Below are 15,892 nucleotides of genomic sequence, written 5' to 3' on the forward strand. Positions count from 1 at the left end.
CTCCAGTGCGGGGGTGGCTGGCAAATCCGGGGACAGGCGAGGTCGGCAGGCGGGCACCAGCGGCGTTGACGCAAGGTGCGGCGCGCGGTCAGCGGGGCGATGCCCGGAAGGCCGGCGGTCCCCGGAATCCGGCGGATGGCTGTCTCCCAGTGCAGGCGACCGTGGAGTACGGATCGCGGGCTGGGGACCGAGCTGGTGGTGAGAGGACGGAGTCTGCGGTGTCCGCCGGGGACCGTGGCCATCAGGCAGCCACGCTCCCCGTCCGGCTTTACCGCCGTTGGCCTGCGGTGAATATCGGTCAGTGTCCGGGTGTGGTTCCGGTCAGGGCTTGCTGCTTGCGGAGGCCCGCAAGCTCCTTCTTGACCTTCCCCAGGCGCTCGTTGCTGATCGAGTGGCCCTCGCCCTCGATCGCCGCTCGCATCTGCTTCAGCGTCGGCTCCCCTTCCAGCCTCTCCACGATCGCGAGGAAGTCGTCCAGGTCACCGGTTGTCGGTCGGCCGACCTTCCGGGACGCGGCCGCAGGCGCGGCGGCCTTGCGGGGGCCATCGTCCGGCTCCGGCTCCGGCTCCGGCTCCGGCTCCGGCTCCGGCTCCGGCTCCGGCTCCGGCTCCGGCTCCGGCTCCGGCTCCGGGGCAGTCTCGGCGCCGGTGTCATCGGTTCCCTCTGGCACGTCCCCTATGGGTTCGGGACGGCAGCCGATGGCGCTCGCATCGGCCTCCGGGAGCAGAACGGAGACTGCCGTTGGGCGGCGACGGTCATCCGCGCGGCGTGGGGTGGCGGATTCGGCGACGCGCTCGTGGATCTGGCGCATGAGGACGCCGAAGGCCAGGAGGGCAGCAGCCGGGGGTACGGCGGCGACCACGTAGTCCAGCAGGGGCACCGCAGCGGCGCCCCTGGTGCCGCTGACGCCCGCGACGTTGAGGGCGATGGAGCCGAGGGAGCCGGTGGTGGTGAGGGCAATCGCCCACCAGTCGGTGACGCGGCGCAATCCGGCGCGGAGCATCAGGAGCTCGCCGGCGACTATGAACGCGTCCAGGGTCGCGGGCCAGGCCCACTGGCGGACGGGGGAGGCGCCCAGACCGTGGCGTCCGGCGACCTCGGCGAGGTGCGCGTACGAGAGCCAGAACGCTCCGGCTGTGAGGGCGACGATGACGATCCCGGCTGCTGCGAGCGTGTACCGCTCGGCGGCCTGAGCGGCAGCCGCTTGGCGCATGCCGACGGACGGTGCTGCGTCAGGTCTGGGCTCGCGGTTCGTGGTGGTGCGAGTGGCAAGGGTGGTCATGGGTATGGGGATGCTCCTGCGCGGCTTCGGGGGCGGGTGAGGCGTCTTGGGCGTCTTGGCCGTTGAAATCCCAGGTCAGGCCCGGTACGGGGGCGTGCATGCCTTCCGTCTTGGCGGGCTCTTCGGGCGTCTTCGTGCCATACGAGGGCGGGGCCTGGCTGCCGATTTCGGATGCCAGTGCTCTCGCCCGGGGGATGGCGACCTACTGTCTGCCGTCCCAGGCGGCAGCCCTGCGACCTGGGGCGATACGGCCAAGACGTCGGGGACGGGGCAAGACGGATGTGGGTGCCGTCCTGGGTGGGTTCCGTCTTGGCCCCGGTTGCCGTCTTGGCCGCATGCCTGTTGACCTGCGGTGTCACGGCAGGGACGGCAAGGACGGCAACCAGGGCGCGGCTCGGGTGTCAGCTCTTGCTGGGCGCACCGGTGGGGCCGACGGGGTGGACGGTGGGGTGGACGGTGGGGCAGTATCGCCGCCAGGGGTCGAGGAACTTGTGCCGCATGTAGCCCTTGCGCTGAGTTCCGTCGGCGAGCCGGACGTTGCCGGATCTGATGCCGAACTCGCGCAGCATCGCGCCGAGGTCGCGAGACTTAAGCCCGCCTCGCCCCCACTCCGCCCACGGGCCCTCCGGGTCCTGGCACAGGTGGTGCAAAAGTTCCTCGGTGGTGAGGCTGTCAACCTCGCGCTGGGCTGCGAAGACGCGCCGGATGTCGGCGAGGATCCGCGCTCCGCCGGGGTGTTCCTCCTCGGCCTCGGTTTCGGCGGCGACCATACGCGCGCACGCGGTGCGTGCGAGGGCGGGCCACTGACCACCGGCGAGATCGGCTACGGCGATCAGAGGCTGCCAGGTGTCGGCTGCCCGGTCTCGGACTGGCATGGGCGGCACCAGATCCATTGCCTCCGCGTGACGTGGGAGCAGCCACGCCTTGAGGCGGTCACGCAGACCGTGGAGCTTGGCAACGTCCCGGGGGACGCGGAACTCCTCGACGCTCTCGTCGCCCCCGCGACGGCGCATGCGCAGGACGACGGACCGGTCCATGACCGTGTCGGGCAGGTTCCCGATGCCGGCGAGGGCGGCCATCGCGAAGGTGGGGAACTGGACCACTTCGTGGTTGGGCCCGGACACCCGCAGGGTGGGACGGTTGCGCTGGTGGCCCGCGTTGAGCAGGCCTCGCATCTCCTCGTTCTTCTCTGCCACCTTCACGGAGCCGAAGATCGTGTCGACCTCGTCGACGAGCAGCGTCGGAGGGATATCCGTGATCGACCGGAAGATCGCGGCGGCTGAGGCGTTCACCGTGATCAGCGGGTTGTGGACGACCTCGGTGATGACGTCCAGCAGCCGCGACTTTCCACACCGCCTGGCCGGACCCAGCACCGCCAAACGCGGGGCGTGCTGCCACGCGGTCTGGAGGTGGGTGGCGGCCACCCACAACGTCACCGCCGTGAGGGCCTCATCGCTCGGCAGTACGACATAGCGGCTGATCTCCGCGTACAGGTCGTGCAGCACCTGCGCGCCCTCGGTGAGAGGGCCGACGAGAGGGGCGTCCTCGTTGGCGGACTGGGCCTCCGCCACAGGGTTTTCGGAAGCTTCGTCACCCACAGGCTGTGGATCCTGGAGGTGGGCGCCCGGCTGGCCGGGGATCGCGGTCGGCGGCCAAGTGGCGGGGGTCGACTCGGTGTCGGTTGTCGCAGGCTTCAAGGGGCAGCTCCTTCTCCGGTATCTGCGGGCATGCAGACGGCCGGGGTTGACCGTGTGGTCGCGGGTGGGGATGTCGCTGGGGCCTCCGGCGTCGGCACGCCGGAGGATTGCTCGCCTCTCACGGGCACTTGGCCACGCGGGGCGACGACGAACAGTACGTACGACCCCCGGCACAGTCCAGCGATTCTGTGTCAGCTCAGCGCAGAACGGTCTGATACCTTCCCTCGCCCTCACGCAGCCAGACCCAGCAGGTCCAGCAGGTCTGCGGTCACCACGCGGTACGCCTTGCCCAGCCTCAGCACCTTGCACGGGTACTCACCCCGCTTGGCCAGCTCGTAGCCCTTGCTCCGCCCGAGACCCAGCGCTCGGTTGCTGGTATCCAGGTCAACGGCTACCGGAAGCGCCAGCAGCTCATCCCGACCCATCCCCTTCAAGCCGGTTTCCATCGGGTTTTCGCGCATGTAGGGCACCTCTCGTCACAGCCCTCGGCGAACGCGGCGATCGCATCCGGCTCCAGGCCATAGAAACAACCGTAAGGAAGCTAATGTGTCTCCATGACACAACGCCGTTTCGATGATGAAGACGAGGACGACTTCCCCGAATGGGTCGACCGGATCAAGAACAACGTCGCCAGCGAGGTCCGGCGGCGACGGAAGGAGATGAGGTGGAGCGCACAACGGCTGGCAGACCGGTGCGAGGAACTCGGCCACCCGATCCCGCGCAACGTCATCGCCAACCTGGAGTCCGGTCGCAGGGCGAACCTGCCCCTGGTCGACGTCATGGTCCTGGCCGCGGCCCTGTACACGTCCCCGATCTGCCTGATCTTCCCCGTCGGCTACGTCGAGCAGACCCAGGAACTTCCCTTCCAGCACCTCGTCCCGACCTGGGACGCCATGAGGAAGTTCACCGGCGAGGAGCCGGGATACGACGCCGACGCCGGGCTGATCCCCGACTTCAACCGGCACGCCAGCCTGGTCCGCACCATCGAAGCCGCGCTTCGTGAGGTGGAAAGAGCCGGCTTCGCGGCGGAGACGGCGGCCACGCCCGCCGACCGCGAGGAAGCCGAACGCCGGAAGGCCGACTACGCCAAGCGGGCCGAAGGAGACACCCGACAACTCCTTTGGGTGCGCGAGAGCATCCGCGACGAAGGCGGCACGCCGCCAGACCTTCCACCCGCACTCGCCCCCATCGACCCACCTGATGAAGACACCGACGAAGAGGACGACATTTGAAGGGCTCCACCTACCGCCGTTGCTCCTGCCGCGACCCCAAGACCGGCAAGGAGCTCGGCACTTCTTGCCCCAAGCGCAACAGCAGGAACCACTGCACGTACTCCATACGCCAAGAGCTGCCCTTCCGCGAGGACGGCAGTCGGCGGTCCTTCGCCCGTGGCGGATACACCAACGCCAAGGCGGCGCAGGCCGACCTCGACCACGTGCGCGCCCTCCTGGGGCTCGTGAATGTCGACGACCCCGAAGGCATTCAGCTGGTCGCCGAGATGCTGGCCGAGGTCAGCGGCGAGAAGCTGCCCCTGCCCGACGTGGAGGAGACCCGGCGGCGGCTCAAGGCCGGCCAGGACCTCGTCGGCAGCCTGACCGTGGCCGAGTGGCTGGACCGGTGGCTGGCGGGCAAGCGGATCCGGAAGTCGGGCATCAGCCGGTACGAGACCGATATCCGCGTGCACCTGAAGCCGTACATCGGGCACCGGCGCCTCGACCGGCTGCGCGTCAGCCACCTGAGCGAGATGTTCACGGCCATCGCCGACGGCAATGCCGAGATCCTGGAGCAGAACGCCCAGCGGCGAGCGGCGGTGGAGGAGTTGGCAACGGTCCCGTGGAAGGGGGCCGAGAACCGTGCTCGCCGGAAGGCGCTGAAGGAGGCGATCGACGCGATGCCGGCCTTCCGTCGGGTGACCGGCCCTGCCACGCGCCAGCACGTGAAGGCCACGCTCCGCGCGTCCTTGAACGACGCGATCGGGCAGCAGATCATCACGTTCAACCCGGCGGCCCACGTCGAGATCGATCCGGTGCGCAAGCCGAAGGCGCTGGTGTGGACGGACGAGCGGGTCGCCAAGTGGGAACAGACCGGTGAGAAGCCCTCGCCGGTGATGGTCTGGACGCCGGAACAGACGGGCGCCTTCCTCGACTTCGCCGCCGACGACCGGCTGTACGCGATGTGGCACCTGATCGCGTTCCGCGGGCTGCGGCGTGGTGAGGCGTGCGGTCAGCCCTGGTCGGAGACCAACCTCGACCGGCACTCCCTCACCGTGACTGGGCAGCTCGTCCAGGACGGGTGGGAGGTCGAGGAGTCCGAGCCGAAGACGGACAGCGGCTTCCGCGTCGTCGCGCTCGACGACGACACCGTCGGCGTCCTGGAGCGGCACCGCAAGCAGCAGGAGGCCGACCGCTTGGAGTGGGGGTCGGCCTGGGTGAACACCGGGCTCATCTTCACCCAGGAGGACGGCTCCTGGCTCCACCCAGGCAAGGTCACGGACCTCTTCGAGCGGCTCGTCGCCGCGTCCGGGCTGCCGCCGATCCGGCTGCACGATCTCCGGCACGGGGCGGCGACGCTCATGCTGGCGGCCGACATCGACATCAAGATCGTGTCGGACACGCTCGGGCACAGCGACACCCGGATCACGCGCGACATCTACCAGAGCGTGCTCCCCCACGTCGGCAAGAGCGCCGCCGAGGCCACCGCCAAGCTGGTCCCCCTCCAACGCAAGGCCGACCAGGAGGAGCGGGCCCGGAAGGCCGCCAAAGAGGCGAAGAAGGCCGAGAAAGCGAAGGTCAAGGGGAAGAAGAAAGGCAAGGCCAAGAAGGCCGCACGCAAGGGCTGACAGCCGCTCCGCTCACGCATCGCTCACGCAAGCACTTCCACAGCATCCCCGTCGTGCGGCTCGGCATGCCCCGGGCATGAAAAAACCCCAGGTCACGGCGAGTGAGTCCTGGGGTTAATCCGAGCCGCCTTCGGGATTCGAACCCGAGACCTACGCATTACGAGTGCGTTGCTCTGGCCAACTGAGCTAAGGCGGCACCGCTGGTCAGACAAGTATTCCCTCGAAGAGGGGCGCTCATCAGCAGCGGCGCCAAGTCTACAGGGTGTGGACGGGTGCCCCGAACCAGGTTTCGCTCGGACGGGGCGCGGGACAGTTTTCGGGGTTTACGCGGCTTTCGCGGCCCACCGGGACGGCGGCCTCAGCACTTCTTGCCGTCCTGCGGGGCCTTGCCCTCCAGGAGGTAGCGGTTGATCGCGCTGTCGATGCAGTCGCTGCCGCGCCCGTACGCCGTGTGGCCGTCGCCGTCGTAGGTGAGCAGCGTGCCCGAGTCGAGCTGGCCGGCCAGCCCCTGGGCCCACTTGTACGGGGTCGCCGGATCGCGGGTGGTGCCCACCACCACGATCGGCGCGGCGCCCTTCGCGGTCAGCGCCCTCGCCGTGCCCGTGGCCTTCACCGGCCAGTACCCGCAGTTCAGCGCGGCCCAGGCCAGGCCCGCGCCGAAGACCGGGGAGGCCTTCTCGAAGGACGGCAGGGCGCTGTCCACGGCCTCCGGGCCGCTGAAGGCGGCGGGCTGGTCGAGGCAGTTGACGGCGGCGTTCGCGAACATCAGGTTGGCGTACCTGCCGTCCGCCTCCCGCTCGTAGTAGCTGTCGGCCAGGCTCAGCAGGCCCGAGCCGTCGCCGTTCATCGCCGAGCTGAGCGCCTCGCGCAGCTGCGGCCACGCGGTCTGGTCGTACAGCGCCGCGATCACCCCGGTCGTCGCCAGGGCCTCCCCCAGCGGACGGTCCGGGTCGCCGCTCGCGACGGGCTGCGCGTCGACCTTGCGGAAGAACTCCTTCAGGCGCGCCGCCACCGCGTCCGGGTCGCCCTTCCCCAGCGGGCAGTCCGGCTGCTTCGCGCAGTCCTTGGCGAAGGACGTGAAGGCCGTCTCGAAGCCCTCCGTCTGGTCCCGGTTCAGTTCGAGCGCGGGCCGGGTGGGGTCCATCGCCCCGTCCAGGACCAGCCGACCGACCCGGTTCGGGAAGAGGTCCGCGTACGTGGCGCCGAGCAGGGTGCCGTACGAGGCCCCGACGTAGTGGAGCTTCTGGTCACCGAGCACCCCGCGCAGCAGGTCCATGTCGCGGGCGGCGTCGACGGTGGAGATGTGCGGCAGGACCCGCCCCGACTTCGCCTCGCAACCCGCCGCGAACTTCTTGAAGGCCGCCACCAGCTCGGCCCGCTCCGCCGCGTCGTCCGGCGTCTGGTCCACCTGCGTGTACGCGTCCATCTCCGGGCCGCTGAGGCACTCGACGGGGCTGCTGCGTTCCACCCCGCGCGGATCGAAGGACACCATGTCGTACCGGGCCCGCACGGCGGCGGGATAGCCGATGCCCGCGTACGCCTGGAGATAGCCGATGCCGGAGCCGCCCGGACCGCCCGGGTTGACCACCAGCGACCCGAGGCGCTTGCCGGGCCCGGTGGCCGTACGGCGGGACACCGCGATCTCGACGTCCTGGCCGGAGCCGGGGTTCGCGTAGTCCAGCGGGGCCTTCATGGTGGAGCACTGGAATCCGGGGACACCGCAGTCGCGCCAGGTCAGCTTCTGCGTGTAGTACGGGCGCAGCGCGGCGGCATCGGGGGGCGGCGTCGAGGCGGTGCCGGACTGCGGTGGGGAGACCGCGGCGGCTCCGGGTTCCCCCAGCCCGCCCGAGGTACACCCGGAGAGCAGCAGCCCGGCGGCTGCGATCACGGTTCCGGTGGTACGCAGCAGGCGACTGGTGTCCATCCTTGGAGCGTACGTCGTTCCGGAGGACGTGAGCCGGCGTGCCGGGGCCGGACGGCCGCACGCCTTACGTGGCCCCCGCCGGGCGTGGCGCGGACCGGGCGCTGCCCGGCCCCGACGGCCAGTTCGCCCGTACGGGTGAGCCGGTCAACCGGATGTGGACCGCCGCCCGGCGGCACCGGCCTCGGTCAGCCCGCCCGCAGGGCCATCGTCATCGCCTCGACCGCGAGGAGCGGGGCGACGTTGCGGTCGAGGGAGTCCCGACAGGCGATGATCGCCTCGATCCGGCGCAGGGTCCGCTCAGGGCCCGAGGCGCGGGCGATCCGGTCCAGGTCGTGCCGTATCTCCTCGTTGGCGATGGCCACGGACGAGCCGAGCTGCAGGGCCAGGACGTCCCGGTAGAAGCCGGTGAGGTCGCTCAGCGCCACTTCGAGGGTGTCGCGCTGGGTGCGGGTGCGACGGCGCTTCTGCCGGTCCTCCAGCTCCTTCATCACGCCCGCCGTGCCGCGCGGCATCCGGCTGCCGGCGCCCGCTCCGGCGCCGAGCGCGGCCCGCAGCTCCTCGGTCTCCTTGGTGTCGACCTCGTCCGCGACCTGCTTCGCGTCCTCCGCGGCGGCGTCGACCAGCTCCTGCGCGGCCTTGAGACAGGCACCGATGTCGTCCACCCGCAGTGGGAGCTTCAGGACCGTCGCCCTGCGCTCCCGGGCGCCCTCGTCGGTGGCCAGCCGACGGGCACGGTCGACGTGCCCCTGGGTGACCCTGGCGGCGGCCAGGGCCACCGTCGGCTCGATGCCGTCCCGGCGCACCAGCATGTCGGCGACGGCCGCGACCGTGGGGGTGCTGAGGTTGAGGTGGCGACAGCGCGAGCGGATGGTGGGCAGCACGTCCTCCACGGAGGGCGAGCAGAGCAGCCAGACCGTGCGGGGCGCGGGCTCCTCCACGGCCTTGAGGACCGCGTTGGCGGACTTCTCGTTCAGCCGCTCGGCGTCCTCGACCAGGATGATCTGCCAGCGGCCGGTCGCCGGGGACGTGTAGGACTTGCGGACGGTGTCCCGCATGTCGGCGACCAGGATCTGGCTGCCGACCGCGACGACGGTGGAGACGTCCGCGTGCGTGCCGACCATCGTGGTGTGGCAGCCGTCGCAGAACCCGCAGCCCGGTTCACCGCCGAGGGCCCGATCGGGGCTGGTGCACTGCAGCGCGGCGGCGAAGGCCCGGGCGGCGGTGGTCCGCCCGGATCCGGGCGGACCGGTGAACAGCCAGGCGTGGGTCATCTTGGAGGCCGCGGGCGGCGCGGTCCCGGCCGTGCCGGCCGTGACCAGTGCGTCGGCGTCACGGGCGGCGGCGGCCAGCTGCGCCTGGATCCGCTCCTGTCCCACCAGGTCGTCCCATACGGGCATCCCGCCCACCACCTTTCACTCTCCGTGCACCCATTGTGGCGGGCGCCACCGACAATCCCGTCCCCGCCCGCGTCGGCGTCAGCCGCGGCGGCGCGGTCCGCGCTCGCCCTCGTCGCCGTCCTCGTCGTCCCGGTGGCGGCCCAGCAGTTCGTCCGCCAGCGTCGGCAGGTCGTCCAGCGGGGTCTCCTCGGCCCAGTCCGGGCGCGGCCGGCGCGGCCGTCCCTCGCCGTCGACGACGGGAAGCTCGCGCGTCCGGTCGTTGCCGGAGTCCCGGAAGATGCCCGAGGGCACCCGGTCGGTCGGGTTCTCCTCGGGACGCCGGGCCGTCGGCCGCGTGGCGGACCGGGACCGCCCGGTGCCGGGGTCCTGCGGGGACTGCGGCGCCTGCGGAGACCGCGGTGCGGCCGGGCGTACGGGCGGCAGCACCGCCGTCTCGTCCGTCGCGCGAACCGGCGGCAGCACCGCCGTCTCGTCCGTCGCCCGGACCGGCGGCAGCACCGCCGTCTCCGCGGCGGAGGCCGGGTCGACCTTGGGCACCGGGACGGTCTGGGTGACGTCGTCCGGCTGCACGACCCGCTTGACCGGCTTGGCCTCCGGCGCCGCCGGGGCCACCTGCGCCACCGGGGTCTCCACCGTCACCGCGTCGTCCGGGTGCGGCTCCGGCTCCGGCTTCTTGGTCATGCCGACCTTGGGCGCGGCAGCAGGCGCGGGCGCGGGCGCGGGGGCAGGCGCGGGAGCGGGCGGGGCGACCGCAGCAGCCTCCGCTGCCGCCGCGGCGGCAGCGGCCGCCGCCTTCGCCGCCGCCTCGGCCGCCACCAACCGGCGGGCCTCCTCGGCCTTCAGCAGGGCCTCCTCGGCGCGCCGCTGCTTCTCCAGACGCCGCTCCTCGGCCTCGGCCCGCAGCCGGGCCTCCTCCTCGGCCTGGCGCCGCAGCCGCTCGGCCTCCGCCGCGCGTGCCTTCTCCTCGGCCTCCGCGCGCAGCCGCTCGGCCTCGGCCCGGGCGCGGGCCTCCTCCTCGGCGCGCAGCCGCGCTTCCTCCGCCTGGCGGGCGGCCTCCGCCTCGGCCTTGATCCGCGCCTCCTCGGCCTCGCGGGCCAGCCGTGCCTCCTCCTCGGCGCGCAGCCGCGCTTCCTCCGCCTTGCGCGCCGCCTCTTCCTCGGCCTTGCGCCGGGCCTCTTCCTCGGCGAGGCGCCGGGCCTCCGCCTGGGCGGCCACCTCGGCCTCCGAGAGCGGCAGCATCCGGTCCAGTCGGTGGCGTACGACGGTGGTCACCGACCCCGGGTCCTGGCCCGCGTCGACGACGAGGTAGCGGCCGGGGTCGGACGCGGCAAGGGTCAGGAACCCGGACCGGACCCTCTGGTGGAACTCCGCCGGTTCCGACTCCAGCCGGTCCGGAGCCTCCGTGAACCGCTCGCGCGCCGCCTCGGGCGATACGTCGAGCAGCACGGTCAGGTTCGGTACGAGCCCGTCGGTGGCCCAGCGCGAGATCCTGGCGATCTCGGTCGGGGAGAGGTCACGGCCGGCGCCCTGGTAGGCCACCGAGGAGTCGATGTAGCGGTCCGAGATGACGACCGCGCCGCGCTCCAGGGCCGGGCGCACCACCGTGTCCACGTGTTCCGCCCGGTCGGCGGCGTACAGCAGTGCCTCGGCGCGGTTCGAGAGACCGGCGGAGGAGATGTCGAGCAGGATCGAGCGGAGCCGCTTGCCGACGGGGGTCGCCCCGGGCTCGCGGGTCACCACGACCTCGTGGCCCTTGCCCCGTATCCAGTCGGCCAGCGCCTGGACCTGGGTGGACTTGCCGGCGCCGTCGCCGCCTTCCAGGGCGATGAAGAACCCGGTGGCGGACGCCGCCTGTACGGGCTCCCCGCCGCGCAGCGCCTCACGCAGGTCCCGCCGCAGGGGGACGCCCCGGCGGTCGTCCGCCTTGGTGAGCACGACCACGGCGACCGGCAGCAGCAGGGCGCCGACCAGCATCAGGGTGAAGGCGGCGCCGCCGTGCGCGAAGACGACCTCGGCGCCGGTCAGCCGGTGCGGGCCGATCGCCGCGGCCAGCACGGGCGCGGCGACGGCGCCCAGCGCCACGGCCACCCGGACGACCGCCTGGAGGTGCTCGGTGATCCGGGGCCGCCGGAACTCCTCGGTCTCCTGGTCCAGCAAGGTGTGGCCGGTGTTGGCCGCGACGCCCGCGGCGACGCCGGCGAGCAGCGACAGGAACAGCACGGTCGCCATGTCCGGGACGAGCCCGGTCAGCAGCAGCGCGAGGCCGGTGACCGCTATGGCGAGGGCCAGCAGCCGGCGGCGGGACAGGGCGGGCAGCACCTTGCCGGCCTGGGTGGCGCGGATGCCCACGGCGGTGCCGCCGACCAGGGCGAGGACGAACAGCGCGAAGGCGGCCGGGCCGCCGCCCAGGTCGAAGGCGTGCAGGACGGACACGGACACGGCGCAGGACACCGCTCCGGCGACCGCGGCGCAGCTCAGGACGAGAAGCGGGACGGCGCCCGTACGGCCCTTGTCGGGTCGGTCGCCCGCCTTGGGGGTGCGCAGGCCCTCCAGCGGCGAACGCGGACGCGGGGTCGCCCCGCCCGGCAGGACCAGCGGCAGCAGCAGCGAGACCGACGCGGCGAAGAGGCCGGAGGCCACGTACGAGCCGAGGGCGGCCTGGTTCGCGGCGAACCAGTCGACGCCGAGGCCGAGCGCCTTGCCGACCAGGGTCGCGGCGAGCAGCGCGACCGCGGCGATCGGGAGCGCGGCGAAGGCCGTACGCAGGGTCAGCCGCCGCAGCGCGTCCAGGTGGTCCGGGAGCGGCCGTACGGTCGCCCCCTCCGGCGGCGGCGCGGGCAGCAGGGAGGGGGCCGCGCTCTCCTTGGCCAGGGTCCACAGCCGCTCGGCGGCACCGGAGACGAAGACGGTGGCCAGCAGCGCGGTCAACGCGTGGGCCGGGATCCAGTCGAGCCACAGCGGGGCGACGACGAAGAGCCCGAGGCGGACCCCGTCGGCCCCGATCATGGTCCAGCGGCGGTCCAGCTTGCCGCCGGCGCCCAGCAGCCCGGCCAGCGGGCCGAGGAGGACCGCGCCGAAGAGCACGGTGGCGAGGATGCGGACCCCGAAGACGGTGGCGACGGCGAGGGCCGCGCCGCGGGCTCCGCCGCCGAAGGCCCCTTCCGAGGCCGCTGCCTGGAGGGCCAGCAGCACCAGCACCAGCAGGGCCAGGGCATCGCCGATGCCGCTCACCAACTGGGCGCTCCACAGCCGGCGCAGCCTGGGAGTGCGCAGCAGTGCGCGCACCGCACGCTCGCGGGAATCCGCGGCTAGGGCTTCGTCGTAAGTGGGGTTCGCCGGGGCGGTAACGACCGCCGGCTGCTCGGCTCGCGTCATCCGCCCAGCCTATCCGCTGCGCTTGGCGGCTGCGGAGGGCTGTGCACGACCCCGGGTGTGACCCCGGACCCACCTTTCGGCCCCACCTGTCGGACCCGGCGCGGACGCGGCCCTCCGCCGTCGCCCGGATGCGGCGCCTTTGCGGGGCTCCGCCCGTGACCCCGCGCCTCGAACGCCGACGGGGCCGGAATTGCCGCATGGCTTCTCCGGCCCCGTCAGGGGTTGCTCGCCCGTAGGCGGGCCGGAGTCACCGCACGGTTCCTCCGGCCCCGCCCACCAGGGGATCACTCGTCCGCGGCCACCGGGGTCGCGACCGTCTTCTTGGCCGTCGCCTTCTTGGCGGTGGTCTTCTTCGCGGCCGTGGTGGTCTTCTTGGCCGCCGTCGTCTTCTTCGCGGCGGCGGCCTTGGTCGCCGTCGCCTTCTTCGCCGGGGCCTTCTTGGCGGGGGCCTTCTTCGCCACCTTCTTGGCCGGGCCCTTCGCCCGCTTCTCCGCGAGCAGCTCGTAGCCGCGCTCCGGCGTGATCGTCTCGACGTCGTCGTCCCGCCGCAGCGTCGCGTTCGTCTCGCCGTCCGTCACGTACGGACCGAAGCGGCCGTCCTTGACCACCACCGGCTTCTCGCTGACCGGGTCCGTGCCCAGCTCCTTCAGCGGCGGCTTGGCCGCGGCCCGCCCGCGCTGCTTGGGCTGCGCGTAGATGGCGAGGGCCTCGTCCAGCGTGATCGAGAAGAGCTGGTCCTCGGTCTCCAGCGACCGGGAGTCCGTGCCCTTCTTCAGGTACGGGCCGTAGCGGCCGTTCTGGGCCGTGATCTCCACGCCCTCCGCGTCCGCGCCGACCACGCGCGGCAGCGACATCAGCTTCAGCGCCTCGTCGAGGGTGACCGTGTCCAGGTTCATGGACTTGAAGAGCGAGGCCGTCCGCGGCTTGACCGCGTTCTTGCCCGTCTTCGGGGTGCCCTCGGGGAGGATCTCCGTCACGTACGGCCCGTAGCGGCCGTCCTTGGCGACGATCTGGTTCCCGCTGACCGGGTCCTTGCCGAGTTCGAACTCGCCGCTCGGCTTGGCGAACAGCTCCTCGGCGTACGCGATCGTCAGCTCGTCCGGAGCCATGTCGTCCGGCACGTCGGCCCGCTGGTGGCCCTCCGCGTCCTTCTCGCCGCGCTCGACGTAGGGCCCGTACCGGCCGACGCGCAGCACGATGCCCTCGCCGACCGGGAAGGAGGAGATCTCCCGGGCGTCGATCGCGCCGAGGTCCGTGACCAGTTCCTTCAGACCGCCGAGGTGGTCCCCGTCGGCCGGCACGACCTCGGTCGCGTCCTCCGAGCCGAAGTAGAAGCGCTTCAGCCACGGCACGGACTGGGCCTCGCCCCGCGCGATGCGGTCGAGGTCGTCCTCCATCTTCGCGGTGAAGTCGTAGTCGACGAGGCGCCCGAAGTGCGTCTCCAGCAGGTTGACCACGGCGAACGACAGGAAGGACGGCACGAGCGCCGTGCCCTTCTTGAAGACGTAGCCGCGGTCGAGGATCGTGCCGATGATCGACGCGTACGTCGACGGGCGGCCGATCTCGCGCTCTTCGAGCTCCTTGACCAGCGAGGCCTCGGTGTAGCGGGCCGGCGGCTTGGTCGAGTGCCCGTCCGCCGTGATCTCCTCGGCGGCGAGCGCGTCGCCCTCCGCGACCTGCGGCAGGCGCTTCTCGCGGTCGTCGAGCTCGGCGTTCGGGTCGTCCGCGCCCTCGACGTACGCCTTCATGAAGCCGTGGAAGGTGATCGTCTTGCCGGAGGCGGAGAACTCGGCGTCGCGCCCGTCGGAGGCCCGGCCGCCGATCTTCACGGTGACGCTGTTGCCGACCGCGTCCTTCATCTGGGAGGCGACGGTCCGCTTCCAGATCAGCTCGTACAGGCGGAACTGGTCGCCGGTCAGACCCGTCTCGGCCGGGGTGCGGAAACGATCACCCGAAGGACGGATCGCCTCGTGCGCCTCCTGTGCGTTCTTGACCTTGCCCGCGTAGACGCGCGGCTTCTCCGGCAGGTAGTCGGCCCCGTAGAGCTGGGTGACCTGCGCCCGCGCCGCCGACACCGCGGTGTCCGACAGCGTGGTGGAGTCGGTACGCATGTAGGTGATGAAGCCGTTCTCGTACAGCTTCTGCGCCACCTGCATCGTCGCCTTCGCCCCGAAGCCCAGCTTGCGCGAGGCCTCCTGCTGGAGCGTCGTCGTACGGAAGGGGGCGTACGGGGAACGGCGGTACGGCTTGGACTCGACCGACCGGACGGCGAACGAGGCATCGGCCAGCGCGGCGGCCAGCGCCCGCGCGTTCGCCTCGTCGAGGTGCAGCACCTCGCTCTTGAGCTGCCCGTTCGAGCCGAAGTCACGGCCCTGCGCGACGCGCTTGCCGTCCACCGTGTTCAGGCGGGCGACCAGCGTCGACGGGTCGGAGGCGTCACCGGCGCGGCCGGTGGAGAAGGTTCCGGTCAGGTCCCAGTACTCGGCGGTGCGGAAGGCGATGCGCTCGCGCTCCCGCTCGACGACGAGGCGCGTGGCCACCGACTGGACGCGGCCCGCCGAGAGCTTCGGCATGACCTTCTTCCACAGGACCGGCGAGACCTCGTAGCCGTAGAGGCGGTCGAGGATGCGGCGGGTCTCCTGGGCGTCGACCATGCGCTGGTTGAGCTCGCGCGGGTTGGCGACGGCGTCGCGGATCGCGTCCTTGGTGATCTCGTGGAAGACCATCCGGTGGACGGGGACCTTGGGCTTGAGGACTTCCTGCAGGTGCCACGCGATGGCTTCGCCCTCGCGGTCCTCATCGGTGGCGAGGAAGAGTTCGTCGGACTCGGCCAGCAGCTCCTTGAGCTTCCTGACCTGGGCCTTCTTGTCAGCGTTGACCACGTAGATCGGCGCGAAGTCGTGCTCGACGTCGACGCCGAGGCGGCGGACCTCGCCCGTGTACTTGTCGGGAACCTCGGCCGCGCCGCTGGGGAGGTCGCGGATGTGCCCGACGCTCGCCTCGACGACGTACCCGGGGCCGAGGTAGCCCTTGATCGTCTTCGCCTTGGCTGGGGACTCGACGATGACGAGTCGGCGGCCGCCCTTTGCGGTCTCGCTAGTCGGGGACAACTTGGCTCTTCTCTCCGGTCGGCACTCGGTCGCAGTACGGCGACGCTGCGGAGTGTGACGGTACAACCCGCCCCCGTGTCAAACGGCAGAAGCCCGCAACGGCCACTCGAACGGTAACCCGACAAGTGCCGTTTCTGCCGCCCGGATGCCGCGCCGGGGCGTTCCCGATCACCGGGCAGGGTGGCCGGAGGGCCGTCTGGCCGCGCGTTCGCGCCCGGTTCCGGGCCTGCTCCGACCTCGGCTTTCGAGGCCGGATCCACGGCCGGAT

General features: G+C 71.9%; 9 protein-coding genes and 1 tRNA gene. 2 read left to right on the plus strand and 8 right to left on the minus strand.

Translation table 11 applies throughout. From position 1 onward, the window contains the following. Nucleotides 1-298: 298 nt before the first annotated feature. From ACGFYY_RS16760 to ACGFYY_RS16770, 3 genes are all read right to left on the minus strand, one after another. Complete coding sequence (locus ACGFYY_RS16760; RefSeq protein WP_393710077.1) at nucleotides 299-1,213, minus strand: DUF2637 domain-containing protein; 915 nt, start codon at nucleotides 1,211-1,213, stop codon at nucleotides 299-301. A 470-nt stretch (nucleotides 1,214-1,683) separates the two neighbouring features. Further along, on the minus strand, nucleotides 1,684-2,979 hold the full coding sequence (locus tag ACGFYY_RS16765) for a DUF3631 domain-containing protein (RefSeq protein WP_393710079.1): 1,296 nt from the start codon (nucleotides 2,977-2,979) through the stop codon (nucleotides 1,684-1,686). A gap of 230 nt (nucleotides 2,980-3,209) precedes the next feature. Then, nucleotides 3,210-3,440 carry a hypothetical protein gene (locus ACGFYY_RS16770; RefSeq protein WP_393710081.1) on the minus strand — a complete coding sequence of 77 codons (231 nt, stop codon included), beginning with the start codon at nucleotides 3,438-3,440 and terminating at the stop codon, nucleotides 3,210-3,212. A gap of 93 nt (nucleotides 3,441-3,533) precedes the next feature. On the opposite strand from ACGFYY_RS16770, the gene ACGFYY_RS16775 reads away from it, so the two are divergent. After that, complete coding sequence (locus ACGFYY_RS16775; RefSeq protein WP_393710083.1) at nucleotides 3,534-4,211, plus strand: transcriptional regulator; 678 nt, start codon at nucleotides 3,534-3,536, stop codon at nucleotides 4,209-4,211. After that, the gene (locus ACGFYY_RS16780) at nucleotides 4,208-5,818 is read left to right on the plus strand and encodes a tyrosine-type recombinase/integrase (protein ID WP_393710085.1); all 1,611 of its coding nucleotides are present in this window, start codon (nucleotides 4,208-4,210) and stop codon (nucleotides 5,816-5,818) included. Before ACGFYY_RS16775 ends, ACGFYY_RS16780 begins: the two co-directional genes overlap by 4 nt. Before the next feature lie 122 nt (nucleotides 5,819-5,940). On the opposite strand, the gene ACGFYY_RS16785 is transcribed toward ACGFYY_RS16780, so the two are convergent. The 5 genes from ACGFYY_RS16785 to topA form a co-directional block, all read right to left on the minus strand. After that, nucleotides 5,941-6,014, minus strand: a tRNA-Thr gene (locus ACGFYY_RS16785). Between the two features lie 162 nt (nucleotides 6,015-6,176). After that, complete coding sequence (locus ACGFYY_RS16790; RefSeq protein ID WP_393710087.1) at nucleotides 6,177-7,742, minus strand: alpha/beta hydrolase; 1,566 nt, start codon at nucleotides 7,740-7,742, stop codon at nucleotides 6,177-6,179. A gap of 185 nt (nucleotides 7,743-7,927) precedes the next feature. Next, nucleotides 7,928-9,139 carry a DNA polymerase III subunit delta' gene (locus ACGFYY_RS16795; RefSeq protein WP_365276495.1) on the minus strand — a complete coding sequence of 404 codons (1,212 nt, stop codon included), beginning with the start codon at nucleotides 9,137-9,139 and terminating at the stop codon, nucleotides 7,928-7,930. Between the two features lie 78 nt (nucleotides 9,140-9,217). Further along, the gene (gene tmk / locus ACGFYY_RS16800) at nucleotides 9,218-12,514 is read right to left on the minus strand and encodes a dTMP kinase (protein ID WP_393710090.1); all 3,297 of its coding nucleotides are present in this window, start codon (nucleotides 12,512-12,514) and stop codon (nucleotides 9,218-9,220) included. Between the two features lie 284 nt (nucleotides 12,515-12,798). Beyond that, entirely contained in the window at nucleotides 12,799-15,624 is a 2,826-nt protein-coding gene (gene topA, locus ACGFYY_RS16805) for a type I DNA topoisomerase (RefSeq protein WP_365276490.1), read from the minus strand. Nucleotides 15,625-15,892 lie beyond the last annotated feature (268 nt).

Origin of the sequence: Streptomyces sp. NPDC048331 (genome assembly GCF_043201215.1) — a bacterium.
Classification (GTDB): Bacteria; Actinomycetota; Actinomycetes; order Streptomycetales; family Streptomycetaceae; genus Streptomyces.